Source organism: Arthrobacter ruber, assembly GCF_002954225.1.
Lineage (GTDB): Bacteria > Actinomycetota > Actinomycetes > Actinomycetales > Micrococcaceae > Arthrobacter_D > Arthrobacter_D ruber.
On the sequence record NZ_PPTH01000017.1, the window covers coordinates 438309 to 454736 of the forward strand.

15 protein-coding genes, 1 tRNA gene and 1 other RNA gene are annotated in these 16428 nt (G+C 71.3%); 6 read left to right on the forward strand and 11 right to left on the reverse strand.

All coding sequences use genetic code 11. The features are described 5' to 3' along the window. Positions 1-127: 127 nt before the first annotated feature. The 3 genes from CI785_RS17185 to ffs all read right to left on the reverse strand — a co-directional run bounded on the left by CI785_RS17185 (position 128) and on the right by ffs (position 5072). Positions 128-4000, reverse strand: coding sequence for a DNA polymerase III subunit gamma and tau (locus CI785_RS17185; protein ID WP_157940269.1), 3873 nt, complete (start codon positions 3998-4000; stop codon positions 128-130). Next, on the reverse strand, positions 3997-4950 hold the full coding sequence (gene gluQRS, locus CI785_RS13150; RefSeq protein WP_105032527.1) for a tRNA glutamyl-Q(34) synthetase GluQRS: 954 nt from the start codon (positions 4948-4950) through the stop codon (positions 3997-3999). Before gluQRS ends, CI785_RS17185 begins: the two co-directional genes overlap by 4 nt. A 26-nt stretch (positions 4951-4976) precedes the next feature. Continuing rightward, an RNA gene (ffs, locus tag CI785_RS13155) (signal recognition particle sRNA small type) lies at positions 4977-5072 on the reverse strand. 124 nt (positions 5073-5196) lie between these two features. Between ffs and CI785_RS13160 the strand changes: the two genes are divergently transcribed. Continuing rightward, positions 5197-5281 (forward strand) — tRNA-Ser (locus tag CI785_RS13160). A gap of 44 nt (positions 5282-5325) precedes the next feature. On the opposite strand, the gene CI785_RS13165 is transcribed toward CI785_RS13160, so the two are convergent. Next, positions 5326-6228, reverse strand: coding sequence for an oxygenase MpaB family protein (locus CI785_RS13165; protein ID WP_105032528.1), 903 nt, complete (start codon positions 6226-6228; stop codon positions 5326-5328). A 182-nt stretch (positions 6229-6410) separates the two neighbouring features. Between CI785_RS13165 and CI785_RS13170 the strand changes: the two genes are divergently transcribed. Next, the gene (locus CI785_RS13170; RefSeq protein WP_105032529.1) at positions 6411-6914 is read left to right on the forward strand and encodes a glutathione peroxidase; all 504 of its coding nucleotides are present in this window, start codon (positions 6411-6413) and stop codon (positions 6912-6914) included. A 76-nt stretch (positions 6915-6990) separates the two neighbouring features. Here CI785_RS13170 and CI785_RS13175 read toward each other — a convergent pair whose 3' ends face one another. Further along, positions 6991-7911, reverse strand: coding sequence for a Cof-type HAD-IIB family hydrolase (locus CI785_RS13175; RefSeq protein WP_240615189.1), 921 nt, complete (start codon positions 7909-7911; stop codon positions 6991-6993). Positions 7912-7986: 75 nt separating this feature from the next. On the opposite strand from CI785_RS13175, the gene CI785_RS13180 reads away from it, so the two are divergent. The 3 genes from CI785_RS13180 to CI785_RS13190 all read left to right on the forward strand — a co-directional run bounded on the left by CI785_RS13180 (position 7987) and on the right by CI785_RS13190 (position 9998). Continuing rightward, the gene (locus CI785_RS13180; protein WP_105032530.1) at positions 7987-8904 is read left to right on the forward strand and encodes a ribokinase; all 918 of its coding nucleotides are present in this window, start codon (positions 7987-7989) and stop codon (positions 8902-8904) included. Between the two features lie 73 nt (positions 8905-8977). Beyond that, entirely contained in the window at positions 8978-9277 is a 300-nt protein-coding gene (locus CI785_RS13185; RefSeq protein ID WP_105032531.1) for a type II toxin-antitoxin system VapB family antitoxin, read from the forward strand. Then, a complete protein-coding gene (locus CI785_RS13190) occupies positions 9270-9998 on the forward strand; it encodes a LytR C-terminal domain-containing protein (protein WP_240615190.1) in 729 nt (242 codons plus the stop codon). Before CI785_RS13185 ends, CI785_RS13190 begins: the two co-directional genes overlap by 8 nt. Before the next feature lie 114 nt (positions 9999-10112). Here the strand turns inward: CI785_RS13190 and CI785_RS13195 are convergent, their stop codons facing one another. The 6 genes from CI785_RS13195 to CI785_RS13220 all read right to left on the reverse strand — a co-directional run bounded on the left by CI785_RS13195 (position 10113) and on the right by CI785_RS13220 (position 15318). Then, the gene (locus tag CI785_RS13195; RefSeq protein ID WP_338064910.1) at positions 10113-10742 is read right to left on the reverse strand and encodes a DUF6328 family protein; all 630 of its coding nucleotides are present in this window, start codon (positions 10740-10742) and stop codon (positions 10113-10115) included. Between the two features lie 15 nt (positions 10743-10757). Continuing rightward, complete coding sequence (gene thiD / locus CI785_RS13200) at positions 10758-11579, reverse strand: bifunctional hydroxymethylpyrimidine kinase/phosphomethylpyrimidine kinase (protein WP_105032532.1); 822 nt, start codon at positions 11577-11579, stop codon at positions 10758-10760. Positions 11580-11702: 123 nt separating this feature from the next. Continuing rightward, positions 11703-12980 carry a tRNA guanosine(34) transglycosylase Tgt gene (gene tgt, locus CI785_RS13205; protein ID WP_105032690.1) on the reverse strand — a complete coding sequence of 426 codons (1278 nt, stop codon included), beginning with the start codon at positions 12978-12980 and terminating at the stop codon, positions 11703-11705. 67 nt (positions 12981-13047) lie between these two features. Continuing rightward, positions 13048-13914, reverse strand: a complete 867-nt coding sequence (locus CI785_RS13210) for a DUF6707 family protein (RefSeq protein ID WP_105032691.1) — start codon at positions 13912-13914, stop codon at positions 13048-13050. A 112-nt stretch (positions 13915-14026) separates the two neighbouring features. Next, positions 14027-14566, reverse strand: a complete 540-nt coding sequence (locus CI785_RS13215) for an NUDIX hydrolase family protein (RefSeq protein ID WP_105032533.1) — start codon at positions 14564-14566, stop codon at positions 14027-14029. Between the two features lie 8 nt (positions 14567-14574). Continuing rightward, entirely contained in the window at positions 14575-15318 is a 744-nt protein-coding gene (locus CI785_RS13220) for a VOC family protein (RefSeq protein ID WP_105032534.1), read from the reverse strand. Between the two features lie 200 nt (positions 15319-15518). Here CI785_RS13220 and CI785_RS13225 point away from each other — a divergent pair, with 200 nt between their 5' ends. Continuing rightward, on the forward strand, positions 15519-16172 hold the full coding sequence (locus CI785_RS13225) for a YdeI/OmpD-associated family protein (protein WP_105032692.1): 654 nt from the start codon (positions 15519-15521) through the stop codon (positions 16170-16172). The last annotated feature ends 256 nt before the right edge of the window (positions 16173-16428 follow it).

Consider the following 16428-nt stretch of genomic DNA (forward strand, 5'->3'; position numbering starts at 1 on the left):
CATCTCCCCTGCCGACGGCGCCGGGGTGCCCCTCCATTGTCCGCCCTGCGCCGCGATGCGGGGCGGACAATGGAGGGCGATTACGCCGTCGGCCTGCGCTTCACGTCGATGGACGCCGGGAAGGACGTCACTGGCCGTCGATGCTGCGTTCCTCGACCAGACGACCGTTGAGGATGCGCTCGATCGCCGTGCGGCCCACGAGGCCCGATTCCTCGATCGTCTCGTCGTCCGCGCTCGGCTCGTCCTCCACGAAGCGGAGGTCGACGGCACCCCTGGCCGCCGCGGCCTCCTCGGCCCGTTTCCGCTCGGCTTCATCGAGGAGTTGCTGGTAGCGGCTGATCGGCTTCTGACGCACGTTCCCGGCGGATGCCGAGGGATCCGGGGCGGGATTGCTACCGCCCCGGGCGGGTGCGGCGGGCACGATGGGGCCGGTGGTCGCCACGGACCCGTCCGTGATGGAGCCGGCCGTTCCGCGTGATGGTGCCTGATCGGGCATCCCGGCGGAGCCGGTCAGGCCGCGCGGCTGCGCAGGGGCCGGCGACAAGGGTGTCCCGGGAGAGGCAGGAGGCGCTTTGGCCACCGGCGGGCTCCACACCACGGATCGGGATCGCTGCGGCTCGGCCGGCGGTGCCGCGGCAGCCGCCGGGCCCCCGGCGGGTGCCGTGGCCCGTGCCGTACCGGCGTGCGGCGCGCCGGCATGTGCCGGGCCCGCAGCGGGTGCCGCGCCGGCCTGTACCTTGCCGGCTTGTGCATTGCCTGCGGCATGTGCCCCGGGTGCGGTGGAGCGGGCGCGCTGCGGAGCGGACGCCGAATCGCCCGCGGATGCCGGCGCTACCGTGCCCGGCCCGTTCCCCTGTGCTAGGGACGGGGTGCCTGCGGGGTGGGCACCCGCGGCCCCCCGCTGGTGCCGCGGCCGGTGGTCGTAGGGGTCCTCCGGCACCGAGCCGACGTCGGATCCGGGATCGAAGGCGTCCTCCGGGGGTTCGACGAGCGCCCACGAGTCGTCCGACATCGAAGGATCCCAGGCGCCGACGGCCTCCGGCACTGCCGGACCGGTGGAAGCAGCGGGCCGGCCGGTACCGCCCGTGGTGCGGGTGCCGGTAGGTCGCGCGTCGTCACGGCGCACGGCGGCATCGGGGCGCCTTCCCTGCTCGGCGTCAGGCGTCGGCGCTGCATCTGACCGCACATCGGACCGCAGGGCGTCGGACCGCGCGGCGGGGTGGCTGCCCGAGCGGGACGGTGCTCCCGTGGTCGACGACGCCCGCCCTCCGGCGGTGCCAGGACTGCTGGATGACGGCGCAGCTGGGGGCGCAGCCTGCCCGGGCACGGGCCCGGACGCCGCAGGCCCGTCCGTGGGAGCGGGCGCGGAGGCGGCTGGACTCGTCCCATGTCCCGATCTGCCGACTGCTGACGGGGCGGCAGCCTGAGCATCATCCCGGCTCAACGAGGGCCGGGTACCGGGGGACGGAGCGTCCTCGTCGGCGACGACCGCTGATCGGTGGGCGGGCAGGCCGACAGCCGGGGGCGCGGGGGACTGCGATGAACTGTTCGGCCTCCCGTCAGCACCTCCGCGCCCGGGTGGGGGCACAGCAGGAGCGAGGCCCGGGTTACTGCCCGGGGCCGCCTGACTGGCCGGTACTTTTGGGCCCGACTCACCCGCCCCGCCGGCGTCGTGGACCGCCTCGATGGAACAGGTGAGACCGAGCACCTTGTGGATGGCCTGCTTCACGTTGTCCACGTGGGGGCCGCGCTGGAAGCCGATGGCGGTCCCCTGGTTCGCGAAGGCCAGGACGAGCTGGTTGCCCTCGAACGAGCGCGGCTTCGCGGAGACGTTGACGATCAGCCAGGTGGCCCGCTTGATCCGGGCGACCTCGTCCATGATCTCGGGCCAGGCGCGGCGGATCATCTCGACGTTGCCGCCGGAAGCACCGGGAGCCGGGGGCTGACCCTGCCCCTGGTCCGCGCGGCGGGCCTCCTGCTGGGGCCGCCCCGCGCCAGTCTGTGCCGGGTCCACCTGCGGCCGGCCGGTCTGGGGAACGTCCTGCGGTGCCTGCTGCGGCCGGCCCTGCTGCGGCCGACCCTGCTGCGGTGCCTGCTGCGGTGCCTGCTGCGGCGTTCCCTGGGGACGGGAGGGCGCACCCCAGGACGGCGCGTCCTGGCTGCCGCGAACCGGGGCGTCGCCCGCCGGTCCGTCCGTGGCACCCGGGCGCCGGGTACGGTCGGGAGCCGCCTGCCCAGCACCCGAAGGCTGCCGGTCGCGGGCGGCATCGGCTGCCGGCGCACGCCCGCCGTCGTGCTCAGGCGCACCGAGCGGAGCCGGCGCTGACGGCTGTCCCCGGCGGTCGGCAGCAGCGTCCGGCACCCTCGGTGCGGCAGTATCGGCGTCGTCCTCCGTGTCCGCCGCCCGACCGGGCTGACCCGTCGGGGCGGAGAAGGCGGGTGCGGCAGCCGACGGGACCGCAGGTACCGCGTCGGACTGGTTCGAGGCACGCGGAGGACCGCCTGCGGCCGGCTCCTGCGGCGCCCCACCCTTCGTGGCCCCGGGACCCGCGAAGGCGGAGTCGGTGGACACACCCCAGCTGCCACCCCAGTCGGGGGACGAGTCGGCGGGTACGGGTCCGCCACCCGGACCGGGCACGCGGGCTGCGACGGGGACGGCGGGGGAGGAGGGATCCGGAGCGGTGCCGGGATCGGCGACCGCGACGGCGGGAGCTGCCGGATCGGCTGCGGGCAGCGACCAGCGGGCCGCAGCCTCCTCCGCGGTCCTGGGGACATCGAGGCGGGGGCGGGCGGGCGCCTTCGGCGTTTCCTCGGCTTCCGGAGCAGGCGTACCGCCGGCGTACTCCAGGCGACGCTCGATGCGATCCACGCGGGCGAGCGTGCCCCGGACCGTGGCGTCGGCCGCGGGAAGCAGCAGCCGGGCACACAGGAGCTCGAGGTGCAGGCGGGGCGAGGTGGCGCCCGTCATCTCGGTCAGCGCGGTGTTGGTGACGTCCGCCGAGCGGGACAGCTCGCCGGCCCCGAGCTGGTTGGCCTGGGAGCGCATGCGATTGAGCTGGTCGTCGGGGACCCCGCGGAGGATCGACGCCGCTCCCTCGGGCACGGCGTTGATGACGATCAGGTCGCGGAAGCGCTCGAGCAGGTCCTCGACGAAGCGGCGCGGATCGTGCCCGGTCTGGATGACGCGGTCCACGGCATCGAAGACGGTGCCGGCGTCACCGGCCGCCACGGATTCGACGACGTCGTCGAGGAGCGTCGCATGGGTGTACCCGAGGAGCGAGACGGCGAGTTCGTAGTCGAGGCCGTTCTCACCGGCACCGGCCATCAGCTGGTCGAGGACGGACAGGGAATCGCGGACGGAACCCCCGCCTGCGCGGATCACCAGCGAGAGCACCCCGGGCGCCACGGGCACGTTCTCCTGGCGGCAGAGAAGCTCGAGGTACGCCATGAGGGGCTCCGGCGGAACGAGCCGGAACGGGTAGTGGTGCGTGCGGGACCGGATGGTGCCGATGACCTTGTCGGGCTCCGTCGTGGCGAAGATGAAGAGGATGTGCTCCGGCGGCTCCTCGACGATCTTCAGCAGGGCGTTGAAGCCCGCCGACGTGACCATGTGGGCCTCGTCGATGATGAAGATCTTGAAGCGGTCGCGGACGGGCGCGAAGGTGGCACGCTCGCGGAGGTCGCGGGCATCGTCGACGCCACCGTGACTGGCGGCGTCGATCTCGATGACGTCGAGGCTGCCGGAGCCGTTACGCGCCAGTTCGACGCAGCTGTCACACGTGCCGCACGGTGTGGAGGTGGGCCCCTGGGCGCAGTTGAGGCAGCGGGCCAGGATGCGGGCGGAGGTGGTCTTGCCGCAGCCGCGTGGGCCCGAGAACAGGTAGGCGTGATTGATGCGGTTCTTGTCGATGGCCGCCATCAGGGGTTCGGTGACATGCTCCTGGCCGATGACGTCCGCGAAGGTCTCGGGACGGTAGCGGCGGTAGAGGGCTGTACTCACGGATGAACCTTATCGGTTGGTGCTGACGGTTTGCATGCCGGGCCGGTGGACGCGGGGAACAGCTGCGCGGGATCCACGACCCAGGGATCGCGCGGCAGCCGAGGGGGGTCGAACACCGCGAGGGCGGCCTCGGGCGACCCGTCGGGAAGGTCCAGCGAAGCCAGGATGACGCCCAGCACCGCACGCGCCGGCCAGCCTCGCCGGGCAAGGTCCTCCAGTGTCACAGCGCCGTCCCGTTTTGCCAAGCGGCGGCCCTCCGGCGAGACGGCGAGGGGCACATGGGCGTAGACCGGGACCGGCAGCCCCAGCAGCGAGGCCAGGTAGGCCTGCCGGGGAGCGGAATCGAGCAGGTCGTCCCCACGCACCACCTGGTCGATGCCCTGGGCGGCGTCGTCGACGACGACCGCGAGGTTGTAGGCGATCACGCCGTCGTTCCTGCGGAGCACGAAATCATCCACCGGTGCCGTGACGCGGCCGGCCATCAGGTCGTCGATGCTCCACGTCCCCGCCGCGGAGGCGAGCCGGAGCGCCGGACGCCGCTGCGTCCGCCGTCGTCCCCGCTCGTCCTCGCTGAGCCCGCGGCAGGTCCCCGGGTAGAAGCCGGGCCGACCGTGCGGCGCGCTCGCGGCCTCGGCGATGTCCCGGCGCGTGCAGAAGCACTCGTAGACCCGTCCCTGGACCATCAGCCGGTCCAGTGCGCGCTCGTAGCGTCCTGTCTGCTCGCTCTGGCGGATGACGGGTGCGTCGGGGACGAGCCCCAGCGCGGCCAGTTCGGCCAGCTGCTCGGTCTCGGCTCCCGCGCGGACGCGGTCGAGGTCCTCGACGCGGACCAGGAACCTCCTGCCGGTCGAACGGGCGAAGAGCCAGGCGAGGACGGCGGTGCGGAGGTTGCCGATGTGCAGCTGTCCGGAGGGGCTGGGAGCGAACCGGCCGGCGCCCTGCTCTGCCACCGTCCGACCTCCCGCTGCTTGCTTAAAGTAGAGACCCCCCATGCACCTGCCAGAGCCCGCTTACCCTTGCTACCTTCCGGTCCTGGGGGAGTTCACAGGATGACACCACATGAGGGGCCGGGAAATAGTCTACACATGAGGATGGACGGCTTCCGAATCGGCCGGGGAGGGCCGCCGGATGGCGCCTGCCGCGCACGATTCGGCAGGATCGGCTTGTATGGGTATTCTGGTATCTGCTCCAAATGAGGAGGATTCGCCTAGCGGCCTATGGCGCACGCCTGGAACGCGTGTTGGGTTAACGCCCTCGGGGGTTCAAATCCCCCATCCTCCGCTCGAAGCAGCTGGACCCCGGCCACACGGCCGGGGTCCAGCTGCTTAAGCGGACCCTGTCACACGGCGGATGCGGGTTTTCGCCGCTGCCTCCGCAGGGCCCTCCGGGCCGAGTCCGAGACGGATCACGCCGAGCACCAGGCGGACCCCGGTGCTGACGGGCAGCGGAACCGGTCCGAGCGACGGCACCCGCAGGCCCAGCATCTCGCGGTGTCGGGCATCGAGGGTGGCCACCGCTCCGGCGAAAAGGATCCGGTACCCGAGGCGCTGCGAGCGCGGCAGCGGAGGACGGCGGATGTAGGTCAGAGCCTCCTGAACCTGCTCGCTGTTCGTGAGTTCACCGTCGAACGCCGCGAGCTGGGAGCGGAGCTCTTCCTCCGACCGGGGCGGGTCCTCGAGCCCCATCAGCCGCCCCGCCTGGGCCCACTCCTCCACGTAGCGGTCAGCGCCGCCCGGGATCGGCCCGCCGTAGGCGGCATGGGCGGACACGAAGGCGTCGGTGAACGCCAGGTGCACCCAGCGTGTGAGATCGGGATCGGCTGCGGAGTAGGGCTGCTCCGCGCCCCGGCTGTCGGTGTACGTACCGTGCACGCGGGTGTGCAGCCGCTGCACGAACGCGGACCCCTCCTGGGCGGCGACCTTCGAACCGTACGTCACGGTGAAGATCCAGCGGATCGTGTTGGCGAGGCGCCCGAGCGGCTCCTCGCGGAAACTCGAGTGGGCGTGGACGCCCGCCATGGCACCGGGATGCAGGGTCTGCAGCAGCAGCGCGCGGATGCCTGCCACGGTGGGCGTCATGGAGCTGTGCACCGTCCAGACGGCCGAACCGACGGGGAAGTAGCCGGCGTCGTCGCCCTTCTCGAACTCGAACTGCCACTGGGGGATGGTGGGATCGCCGTCCGTGAAGGTGGTCCTGAGCTGCGTCTTCCAGGTGTCGATGATTCCCATGCAAGACCTATCGTTGAGGGTGACCGGCCACCTCTCGGGGGTCGGCGTGCGCGACCGTCCCGGCCGCCGTCTCCTCCAACGTATCTCCGCACCCGTTTGCTCCGGCCGGTTCGCCGGTCCGCGGACCATCCGGGGGTCGGGGCAGGACGAAGCACGAGCAACACCACTACCAGGGAGCCTCAATGTCCTCGTCAGAGCTGTACGGGATCGACCTCACCATGAACGACGGTACCCGGAAGTCCTTCGGCGACTTCCGCGGGCATCCCGTCCTGGTGGTGAACGTGGCCTCCAAGTGCGGCTTCACGCCGCAGTACGCGGGCCTCGAGAAGCTGTACGGGACGTACGCCGAGGAGGGCCTGGTGGTTCTCGGCATGCCCTGCAACCAGTTCATGGGCCAGGAGCCGGGGAACGACGACGAGATCGCCGAGTTCTGCTCCACGACGTTCGGCGTGACGTTCCCGCTGATGTCGAAGGGCGACGTCCGCGGCAAGGACCAGCACCCGCTGTACGGGGAGCTGACGAAGTTCCGGAACGGCGTGCTGCCGGGGCTCGTGAAGTGGAACTTCGAGAAGTTCCTCGTCAACCGCGAGGGGTCGGTCGTCGCGCGGTTCGCGCCCACGGTGGAACCCGACGCACCCGAGCTCGTCACCGCGATCGAGGACGTCCTGGCACGGCCCGCCGCCTGAGCGCGACACCGGACCGGGTCCCGCGCGACCGGGCCACCCGGACGCGTCCGCGCAGGAGCGCCCCGGGGCTCGAGCGTCAGCCCAGTGAGGCGACGCACCGCGTGAGGAAGGCCGCTCCGGCCTCCTCGTGGATCAGCGAGCCCTCGGTGAGGATCTCGTAGGGCTTCGCGGGGATCCCGTCCGCGGGCCGCACATCCACGTGCGCGACGTCGAACCCCTGCTCGTGCAGGTAGTCGGCCATGGCGTAGTCGGTGCGGGAATCCCCGACCGTCCGCCAGGTCCGCGGGATCTCCATGAACGGGGCGATGAGCGTGAGGGCGCGTTCAGCGCCGACATCCTTGCCCACGCGCACCGACTCGATGTCGGTGGAGATGATGGTCGGGTCCACGCGGTACTCGATGTCCCCGTTGCTGTTCGGTTCCTCGCGCTCCAGCCGGCACGCACCCATGTCGTGGCTGTGCATGATGTCCAGGGCATCGCTGTCGAAGGAGCCCTGAGCCGCGAGATAGTCGGCGTTCGTCGCCTCGAGGGACTGCTCCACGGACACCATGGCGAGTTTCGTCTCGTCGAAGAACATCAGGTCGGCGTACTTCTCCTCCACGAGGTCCCGGACATCGTCGGCGAAGCTGCTCGGCAGCGCGAGCGCGCGGTCGACGAACACCTGGCCCGCGCCGTCGGCCGTGAACGAGAACCACGTGCTGCCCTTCTCGCAGACGGCGTGGAAGGTGACCCCGGCCGGTATGCCCCGCGCGAGCATGGGCTCCATGACCTGCTCCCTGATGAAGGCATCCGAGCGACCCGTGTTGAAGACGACCGGCCACCCCGCGGAGGCGAGCGTCAGCAGATCGTCGATGATCCCGGCCGGCACGGTGCGCGTGACGGGGCTCGCCACCGGGCCGTCGACGTCGAGCAGCAGCCCCTGGACGGGCCGCCCGTCGGCGGACGCGGGAGCGGCGGGGGCATCGGGGAGCAGATCGATCGGGGCGTCCGTAGGCATGACCCCATTATGTTCCCGAGCCGCTCCCGCCTTCCATTCGCACCCGGTCGACGGCCGCGTGGGAGACTGCTGGGCATGGACAGCATGCGGGGCATCGCAGTCGTCGGATCGATCAACGCGGACCTCCTGGTCACCCTCGAGCGCCATCCGCAGCCGGGCGAGACCGTGCTGGGCCGCACCATGACGGTGCTGCCCGGCGGCAAGGGCGCCAACCAGGCCGTGGCCGCGGCGCTGCTCGGCGCGGACGTCATGATGGTCGGCGCGGTGGGCACCGACTCCCATGCGGTGACCGCCCTATCGGCGCTGGACTCCGCGGGCGTCGATCTGCAGGCGGTGCAGCGGATCGACGGCGGCACGGGCGTGGCGATCGTGGAGGTGTCCGACGACGGCGAGAACACCATCGTCGTGCTGCCGGGCGCGAACGCCGCCGTGACACCCGCCCTGGTCGCGGCGTCGGAGGCAGCCATCAGGACTGCCGCCGTCGTCGTCGTGCAGGGCGAGCTGCCGGCCGACGCCACCGCGGAGGCCGTCCGCCTCGCGTCCGGGCGGGCGATCATCAACCTGGCCCCCGTCATCGCCGTCGACCGCGAGGTACTCCTGCGGGCCGACCCGCTGATCGTCAACGAGCACGAGGGCGCCCTGCTCCTCACGCAGCTGGGCGGCGCCGAGGCCGGGGACCACGCCGCCGTCGTCGCCGGCCTCCTCGCCTGCGGCTTCGCGTCGGTGGTCATGACCCTCGGTGCCGCCGGCGCGCTGCTGTCCGACGGCGGAGCGGTCCGGGCAGTACCCGCCCCGCAGGTGCACGCCGTGGACACGACCGGCGCAGGTGACGCCTTCGTGGGAGCACTCGCCGCCCGCCTCGCCACGGGCGGATCGCTCGACGACGCCGTCCGGGTCGCCGTGCGGGTGGGCTCCTACGCCGTCCAACGCCCGGGTGCGCAGCCCTCCTACCCGACGCAGGCCGACGAGCTTCCCGCCGGACACGAGGTGTAACCATTGAGCCACGAGATGACGGTACCGAGCCCTCCGCGTTCCTTTCACTGAAGCAATTACCTAGGCTGTAGCAGTGATCTTCAAAGCAGTACGTGACGGACGGCCCTACCCGGACCACGGACACGTGACCCCCAAGGACTGGGCGGAAGTACCTCCCCGGCAGGTACGGCTCGACGACCTCGTGACCACCAAGACCACCCTCGACCTCGAGGCGTTGCTCGCCGAGGACTCCACCTTCTTCGGGGACCTCTTCCCGCACGTGGTGCAGTGGAAGGACGTGCTGTACCTCGAGGACGGCCTGCACCGCGCCGTCCGGACCGCCCTCCACCAGCGGACCATCCTGCACGCGAGAGTCCTCGTGCTCGATGACTGACCGGGAGTCGACGGCACGGCACGGGGCGCAGGGCGCGATGCGCCACCAGCGGACACAGGAGTCGCCGCGCCAGCTGCGGGCCCAGGCGAAACGTGATCCCACCGAGTGGCACGGCCACCGGATCGTCACCGAGACCGACCTCGGCGCCGTCTTCGAGGAGGACGACGCCGAGCGGCGCCGCCGTATGTCGCGGCGCCGCATCCGCCACGGCGTCGTGCTGGTGCTGCTCGTGGGACTGCTGGCAGCCGGCGTCTTCCTGGCCGTCGGCCTCGCACGCGGCGACATCAGCATCGGGGCCTCCGAGCCGACCCCGACGCCCACGTCGACCTGCCCGGCGGGGCCCTTCGACTACCAGGACCCGAGCGCCATCACCGTCAACGTCTACAACAGCACGAGCATCGACGGTCTTGCCGGCGCGGCGGCGGACCAGCTCCGGGGCCGCGCCTTCGCGGTACGGGACATCGGCAATCGCCAGGTCGACGCCGCGGCCGTGACGGCGGTCATCGTCTCGGGGGAGGGCGGACGCGCCAACGCCTTCACCCTGCAGCGCACCCTGCCCGGATCGGTCTACCGGGCCGACGAGCGCGAGGACAGGTCGGTCGACGTCATCGTCGGGTCCTCCTTCGCCGGCCTGGTGCCGCCCGAGGGAGTGGACATCACGCCGGCGGGGCTCAGCTGCGCACCCGAGCCGGGAGCGACGCCCACCCCCGTGGCACCCTAGGCGCCCGCGGACGTCCGTCGGTCCCGGATGCGGGGAGGACGCGGATGACCGGAGGCCGGCCTCGTGGTCATGTCCGCGGGCTCGACGTCGGCGCGGTCCGTTCGGTGTCGGCGGTCAGGAGGCCGATCGGCCCGCCACGGCACGGCGCCGGAGCGCCAGCGGATAGACGACCCACAGCAGCAGCACCACGAGCAGGATCGATCCGGCCACGACGAGGCCCGCGGCCCGGCCCACCACGAGGTCGAAGATCAGCCATGCGGTGCCCGCGAGCACGAGTCCCACGAGGGCGATCGTGGTCCGGATGATGACCGCGGTGTGCCGCACGAGCGTCGCCTTCACGCGCAGGCCGAACAGCACGCGGTGCAGGTTCACCGAGGACAGCACCAGGGCGGTGATCAGCGCCGACAGGCAGACGAGGCACAGGTAGACGAGGACCTGCACGTCGTCGAGCTCGGTGAACCGGCTCTGGAACGGCAGGGTCAGCAGGAATCCGGTGAGGATCTGGATGCCCGTCTGCATCACCCGCAGCTCCTGCAGCATCTCCTGCCAGTTGCGGTCGAGGCGCTGGTTGCTGCTCTCGCCCCGCCCGTCGTCGTCCGGGGACAGGTCGGTGCCGGACGCCCGGACGACGGCGCCCGTGGCGCCGGACGGGGCGCCGTCCCGGTCCGACGGCGTCGAATGCCCAGGACCCGGACGGGACATGGCTGCGCCGCTCTCTCCGACCGGATCCGCCGCGGTGCTCACCTGGACTCCCTCCCGTTACGCGCGCGCGCCGCCCTGCCACACGGCGTCGAAGGGGGCGTTCGACGCCACGCGGTTGCGGATGCCCTCGGTGACGAAGGCCTTGGCGGTGCGGGCGGCGTCGAGCGGTGCCGCGCCCTTGGCGAGTTCGGCGGCGACGGCCGCTGCCAGGGTGCAGCCCGCGCCACTCACGGCGACCTCGCCGACCTTCGGTGCGGACAGCACCTCGAGGGTCTCCCCGTCGAAGTAGACGTCCACGGCGTCGGGTCCCTCGATGCGCACCCCGCCCTTGGCGAGGACCACGGCACCGCTCTGCCGGTGGATGATGCGGGCGGCTTCCTTCAGGTCGTCGAGCGTCCCGATGGTGATCCCGGAGAGGGACTCCGCCTCGAAGTGGTTCGGGGTGACGAAGGTGGCCAGCGGCAGGATGTTCGCCTTCAGGGCCTGGTCGGTGTCGAGCGCGGCACCGGGTTCCTGTCCCTTGCAGATCAGGACCGGATCGAGGACCACGTTGTCCCACTCCTGGCTCTTCAGGGCGGTGGCCACGGTGTCGATGGTGTCGGGGGTGCCGAGCATCCCGAGCTTGACCGTACGGAGCGGGTAGCAGGACTGGATGGCCTCCAGCTGGTCGGCGATCACCTGCTGGTCCACGGGTACGAAGCGGTGCTGCCAGTCGTTCTTCGGGTCGAAGGAGACGATGCAGGTCAGCGCCACGATGCCGTAGACGTCGAGTTCCTGGAACGTCTTGAGGTCGGCCTGGGCGCCGGCGCCGCCCGTCGCCTCGGAGCCGGCGATGGTCAGGGTGACGGCGGGGGTTGCGGAGGTCTGGGTCTCGGACATCTCCCTAGTCTGCCCGAACCGGCTCCGGGGCGGCCACCCGGCCCTTCACCGGGATCTCGTCGAGCGCCGGGCAGAGTGGAGGGTAGGGCGAAGCCTGCGGCTCCCACGCGCGTGTCGCCCGGATCAGCTGGACGATGTCCTCGTGTAGTACCTCCCCAGCACCTCCGCCTTCAGCTCGTAGAACGAGCCGTCCTCGATCGCCGCCCGCGCGTCGTCGACCATCCGGACCACGAAGCGCTCGTTGTGGATGGAGATCAGCGTCGCGGACACCATCTCCTTGGCCTTGAACAGGTGGTGGATGTAGGCGCGGGTGTAGTGGGTGCACGTGTAGCAGTCGCAGCCCTCGACCAGCGGGGTGAAGTCCCGCCGGAACCGGGCGTTCGAGAGGTTCCACCGCCCGTCCGGCGTGTAGAACGCGGAGTTCCGTGCCACCCGCGTGGGGGAGACGCAGTCGAAGGTGTCGGCTCCGTTCTCGATACCCGTGAAGAGGTCGTCGGGTTCGGAGATGCCGAGCAGGTGGCGGGGCTTGTCCTCGGGCAGCTCGTCGCTGCACCAGCCGAGGATCGTCCCGAGGTTCTCCTTCTCGAGTGCGCCGCCGATGCCGAAGCCGTCGAAGTCCATGCCGCCCAGGTCGGACGACGCCTTCCGGCGCAGGTCCTCGTACTGCGCGCCCTGGATGACGCCGAAGAGGGCCTGGTACGGGCGGTGGCTGCGCTCGGCGGTGAGCCGCTCGTGCTCCGCGATGCAGCGCAGGGCCCAGAGGCGCGTGCGTTCGAGGGACTCCTCCTGGTAGCCGCGCGAATTCATGAGCGTGGTGAGCTCGTCGAACGCGAACATGACGTCGGCGCCGAGCTGGTGCTGCACCTGCATCGAGATCTCGGGCGTGAAACGGTGCCGGTCGCCGTTGAGATGGCTCTTGAACCAGACGCCGTCGTCGTCGATGTGCGCGAGGCGCTCCTTGCCGACGGCCACGCGGTCGTCCGCACCGGCCTTATCCGCGTCCACGGGGACGTCCATGGTGATGACCTTCTTGAAGCCCGAGCCGAGGCTCATCACCTGGAATCCGCCCGAGTCCGTGAACGTGGGACCCGGCCAGTTCATGAAGGCGCCGAGCCCGCCGGCCTCGTCGAGGATGTCCGCGCCGGGCTGCAGGTACAGGTGGTACGCGTTCGCCAGGAGCGCCTGTGCCCCGAGGTCCGCCATCGCGCCGGGCAGGACCGCCTTCACCGTCGCCTTGGTGCCCACGGGGATGAACGCGGGCGTCCGGATCTCACCGTGGGGGGTGGTGATCGTGCCGGTCCGGCCGTGACGGCGCCCACCGTCCCCGGCCCCCGGCGTCGTGTCCTCCAGCCGGTGGGAGACGGAGAAGGCGAACGAGGACTGCTGGGACTGTGGATGCACCACCCTATTTTGCCAGCCCCCGGGCGTCCCGCCGGCCGTGCCGGACCGGGCGGGCCCGGTGGGCCGGCTACTCCGCGGCGAGCTGCTCGTCGAGCGCCCCGACCGCGGCGAGCTCGGCGGCGATCCGCCGCTCCAGCACGTCGCGGCTCAGCGTCTCGGACCCGCCGTGTGCCCGCAGGTACAGCAGCACGCCGATGCGCAGCACGCGCCAGTCACGCTCCACGTCGGTCTTCCCCGCCGAGGAGGCGCGCAGGATCTCCGGGTCGTAGACGTTCGGTTCGTTGAGCTGGCGCTGACGGTACATCGCGGCGGTCTTGGCGCGCAGCGGGTCCGTCTCGGCGTCGTCGGCCGCGCGGATGGCCGCGGAGTACCGGGCCGAGCGGGCGTCGTCGTGCCGGGTGAGGTAGGCGGCGATAGCCAGGCCGCCCTCGATCCACTTCCACCGCCCGAAGTTCCCGTCGAAGGGCAGCTCCGCGAGCAGGTCGGCGACCATCAGGGCGGACGCCGTGTCGGCCTCGTCGATCAGCAGTGCGAGCGCGAGCTGGTGGAGGTCCTGCAGGTTGCTGCCGGACTTGAGGTTGATGCCCCGCGCCAGCCGCCCTGCCACCTCCTGGACGGCGGTGCTGTCCGGATGTCCCTGCGCGATCTGCGCCACGAGCGCCTCGGGGGAGCCGTGGTCCGCGGCGACGGCGGAGACGCCGATCTCGGCGTCGGCGGGCTCCACGTAGACCATCGAGCCCGTCGCGATCGTGACCCGGCGCCCACCGGCAACCGTCGCGACGACGAGCGCGGGGACTCCGAAATCGTCGTTCTCGACCGCGACGGCGGAGACCTCCGCCGGGGCGCCGCCGTCGGGCAGTGCCAGGACGTTGCCCGTCACCAGCGCCTCCGCCGGGACCGCGCGCAGTCCTGTCCTGTCTGCTCTGTTCACCATCATGTACGTCGTGCCAACCTCTGCCAGTAGCCCCCTGGATGTTCTGCGGCGCCCCAGCGCGCCCGTTTCACGATACGGTAACGCGGCTGCCGGCGAGTGCTGCGTCCTACGGCTAGCGGCCCCACCCGGCATGCGCGAGCGCCTGGCGCAGCAGATCCCCGCGACCGCCGGAGAGCTCGGCCTGGATGGTGGGGCTCAGGGCCTCGGAGGGGGTGAGCCAGGACAGCTCGAGCGCGTCCTGGCGGGGAGCGCATTCCCCGGTCACGGGGATGATGTACGCGAGGGCGACCGCGTGCTGGCGGTCGTCGGTCAGGCCGGTCTCCGAGGGGGACGGGAAGTATTCCGCGATCGTGAAGGGCAGGGGCGACGGCGCCAGCTGCGGCAGGGCGAGCGGCCCGAGGTCCTTCTCGAGGTGGCGCAGCAGCGCCGCGCGGATGGTCTCGCGGTACATCACGCGGCCGGACACGAAGGTCCGCAGCATCTCGCCCTGCTCGTTGGCCTGCAGGAGCAGCCCCACCTCGTTGACGTACCCGAGGGCGTCGCACCGCACGGGGATCGCCTCCACGTACACCATCGGGAGGCGGCGGCGGGCCTCGTACAGGTCATCTTCGGAGAGCCAGCCCGGGTTGGGATCAGGGGTGCGTACGTTCATACCCCCAGTTAAGCAGACACCCGCCCCTGAATCCTGTCAGTGGACCGCCCGAGGAACTCCCGCCGGCACTCGTTGATCCAGACCTCGGCGCCCCAGGGAGCGCGTACGCGCAGCGACCGCCCGTAGCTCCCGTCGACGACGGCGGGCTCGAACCCGGCACCGGTGAGGCCGCCGAGCAGGTCCTGCACATCACCGTCGTACTCGAACGCCAGTTCCGCCGCCGTCCGATGTCCCGTGTGCGCCGCCACGAGGCCGCCGTTCTTCGCGCGGAAGTCGTGCCACGTGCCGGTGTCCGAACTGATCCTCGACCTCGCCCCGATGTCCTGCAGGACCCCGACGGCAGGGCCGACGTCGGGGGTGTACCAGCGGACCAGGACCGCCAGGGGCGACGGCGGCGCGCCCGTCTCGCGCGGCCCTGCGTCCGCGAGGAAGGACATCCCGTCCGGTGCGGAGACGCGGGCCGCGAGTCCGTGGCCTTCCCGGGAGAGCTCGACGGTCAAGCGGGCACCGCCCTCGGCGGTCCGGCGGGCGAACTCGCGCACATCGGAGACGTCGAACGCGAGCGAGGTGGTGCCGTCCTCCGGGCTGCCCGGCTCACAGGCATGGAGTGCCACGCGACCGCTGCTGGCGTCGAACACGGCGTAGGAGCCGCTGGGTGCGGGGTCCGCGGCCGGGCGGAGCCCGAGCGCCTGCAGGAAGCGGGACGCGCCCGGAAGATCCGGCGTGTTGACGATGGGGCGGACGCGGAGCATCGGTTCTCCCTGGGGTCGGCGCGGAGGGCCTGTTCCACGAACGCGGACAGGCTGAGTGTCTCGTCGATACTGCGGTGCTTGGCCTCGACACGAGGTCCGGGGGCAGGTTCACGTCGAACTGCACCTTCGGTTCGTCGGCCATGGACAGGATGCCAGCAATCGGGTTCACGAATGACCAAGGGAGTCCTAGGGTGTTTGGCATGAAGGCCGAACTCCCCGAACTCCTGCTGCCCGATGCGCCGGCCTGGCGCCACTGGCTCGAGGAGAATCACGCGTCCTCGCCGGGCGTCTGGCTCATCGAGCACAAGAAGGGCGGGACGACGACGGCGCTGACCTACGCGCAGGCGCTCGACGAGGCGCTGTGCTTCGGCTGGATCGACGGCCAGGCGAAGTCCCGCGACGAAGGCAGCTACCTGCAGCGCTTCACGCCGCGCGGTCCGCGGAGCATCTGGTCGGTCCGCAACCGAACCTATGTGGACCGGCTGCGCGCCGAGGGACGGATGCGCGAGGCGGGGGAGCGGGCGGTCGCGGCGGCGCAGGCCGACGGCCGGTGGGAGCGGGCCTATGCCGGTCCGGCGACGGCCCAGGTGCAGCCGGAACTCATGGCGGCGATCGAGGCCGACGAGGCCGCACTGGCCACCTTCCGCACCCTCTCCTCCCAGAACCGGTATGCCATGATCTTCCGACTCTCCCAGTTGAAGACCGAGGCGGCGAAGCAGCGCAACATCACGAACTTCGTCGCGATGCTCGCCCGTGGCGAAACGGTCCACCCCCAAGGGCAAGGGGCGGGGCAAGGCCGCCGAATAGTACGCCCTTCGCCGATTCTTTACCAGAGCTTAAGGACTGACGGGTAGTTCTGGCACGGTTTCATTCGCTATGGTCGGAGAGCGTCATCCTGTTCCGAATCAGATCGCGGTAGCTCCCATCCGGAGCGCTGACTGCTACGAACCAGGACCGCACCACCGGTCGACCGGCGTCCGCGCCCTCGACCGCAGCACCATCCGGCTCAGCTGTCAGTACTGCTGGGGAGCAGAGGCTGAGCCGGCACAACGTCATTTGCACTCATCGCACGGCCCGACCGGTCGCGGCGATCCTGTACAGGGGTATTTT

Coding starts and splice junctions, on each gene's coding strand:
- CI785_RS13165 (WP_105032528.1), bottom strand. CDS start 6,228: ATGGGAATCATCGACACCTGGAAGACGCAGCTCAGGACCACCTTCACG.
- CI785_RS13170 (WP_105032529.1), top strand. CDS start 6,411: ATGTCCTCGTCAGAGCTGTACGGGATCGACCTCACCATGAACGACGGT.
- CI785_RS13175 (WP_240615189.1), bottom strand. CDS start 7,911: ATGCCTACGGACGCCCCGATCGATCTGCTCCCCGATGCCCCCGCCGCT.
- CI785_RS13180 (WP_105032530.1), top strand. CDS start 7,987: ATGGACAGCATGCGGGGCATCGCAGTCGTCGGATCGATCAACGCGGAC.
- CI785_RS13190 (WP_240615190.1), top strand. CDS start 9,270: ATGACTGACCGGGAGTCGACGGCACGGCACGGGGCGCAGGGCGCGATG.
- thiD (WP_105032532.1), bottom strand. CDS start 11,579: ATGTCCGAGACCCAGACCTCCGCAACCCCCGCCGTCACCCTGACCATC.
- CI785_RS13210 (WP_105032691.1), bottom strand. CDS start 13,914: ATGGTGAACAGAGCAGACAGGACAGGACTGCGCGCGGTCCCGGCGGAG.
- CI785_RS13215 (WP_105032533.1), bottom strand. CDS start 14,566: ATGAACGTACGCACCCCTGATCCCAACCCGGGCTGGCTCTCCGAAGAT.
- CI785_RS13220 (WP_105032534.1), bottom strand. CDS start 15,318: ATGCTCCGCGTCCGCCCCATCGTCAACACGCCGGATCTTCCGGGCGCG.
- CI785_RS13225 (WP_105032692.1), top strand. CDS start 15,519: ATGAAGGCCGAACTCCCCGAACTCCTGCTGCCCGATGCGCCGGCCTGG.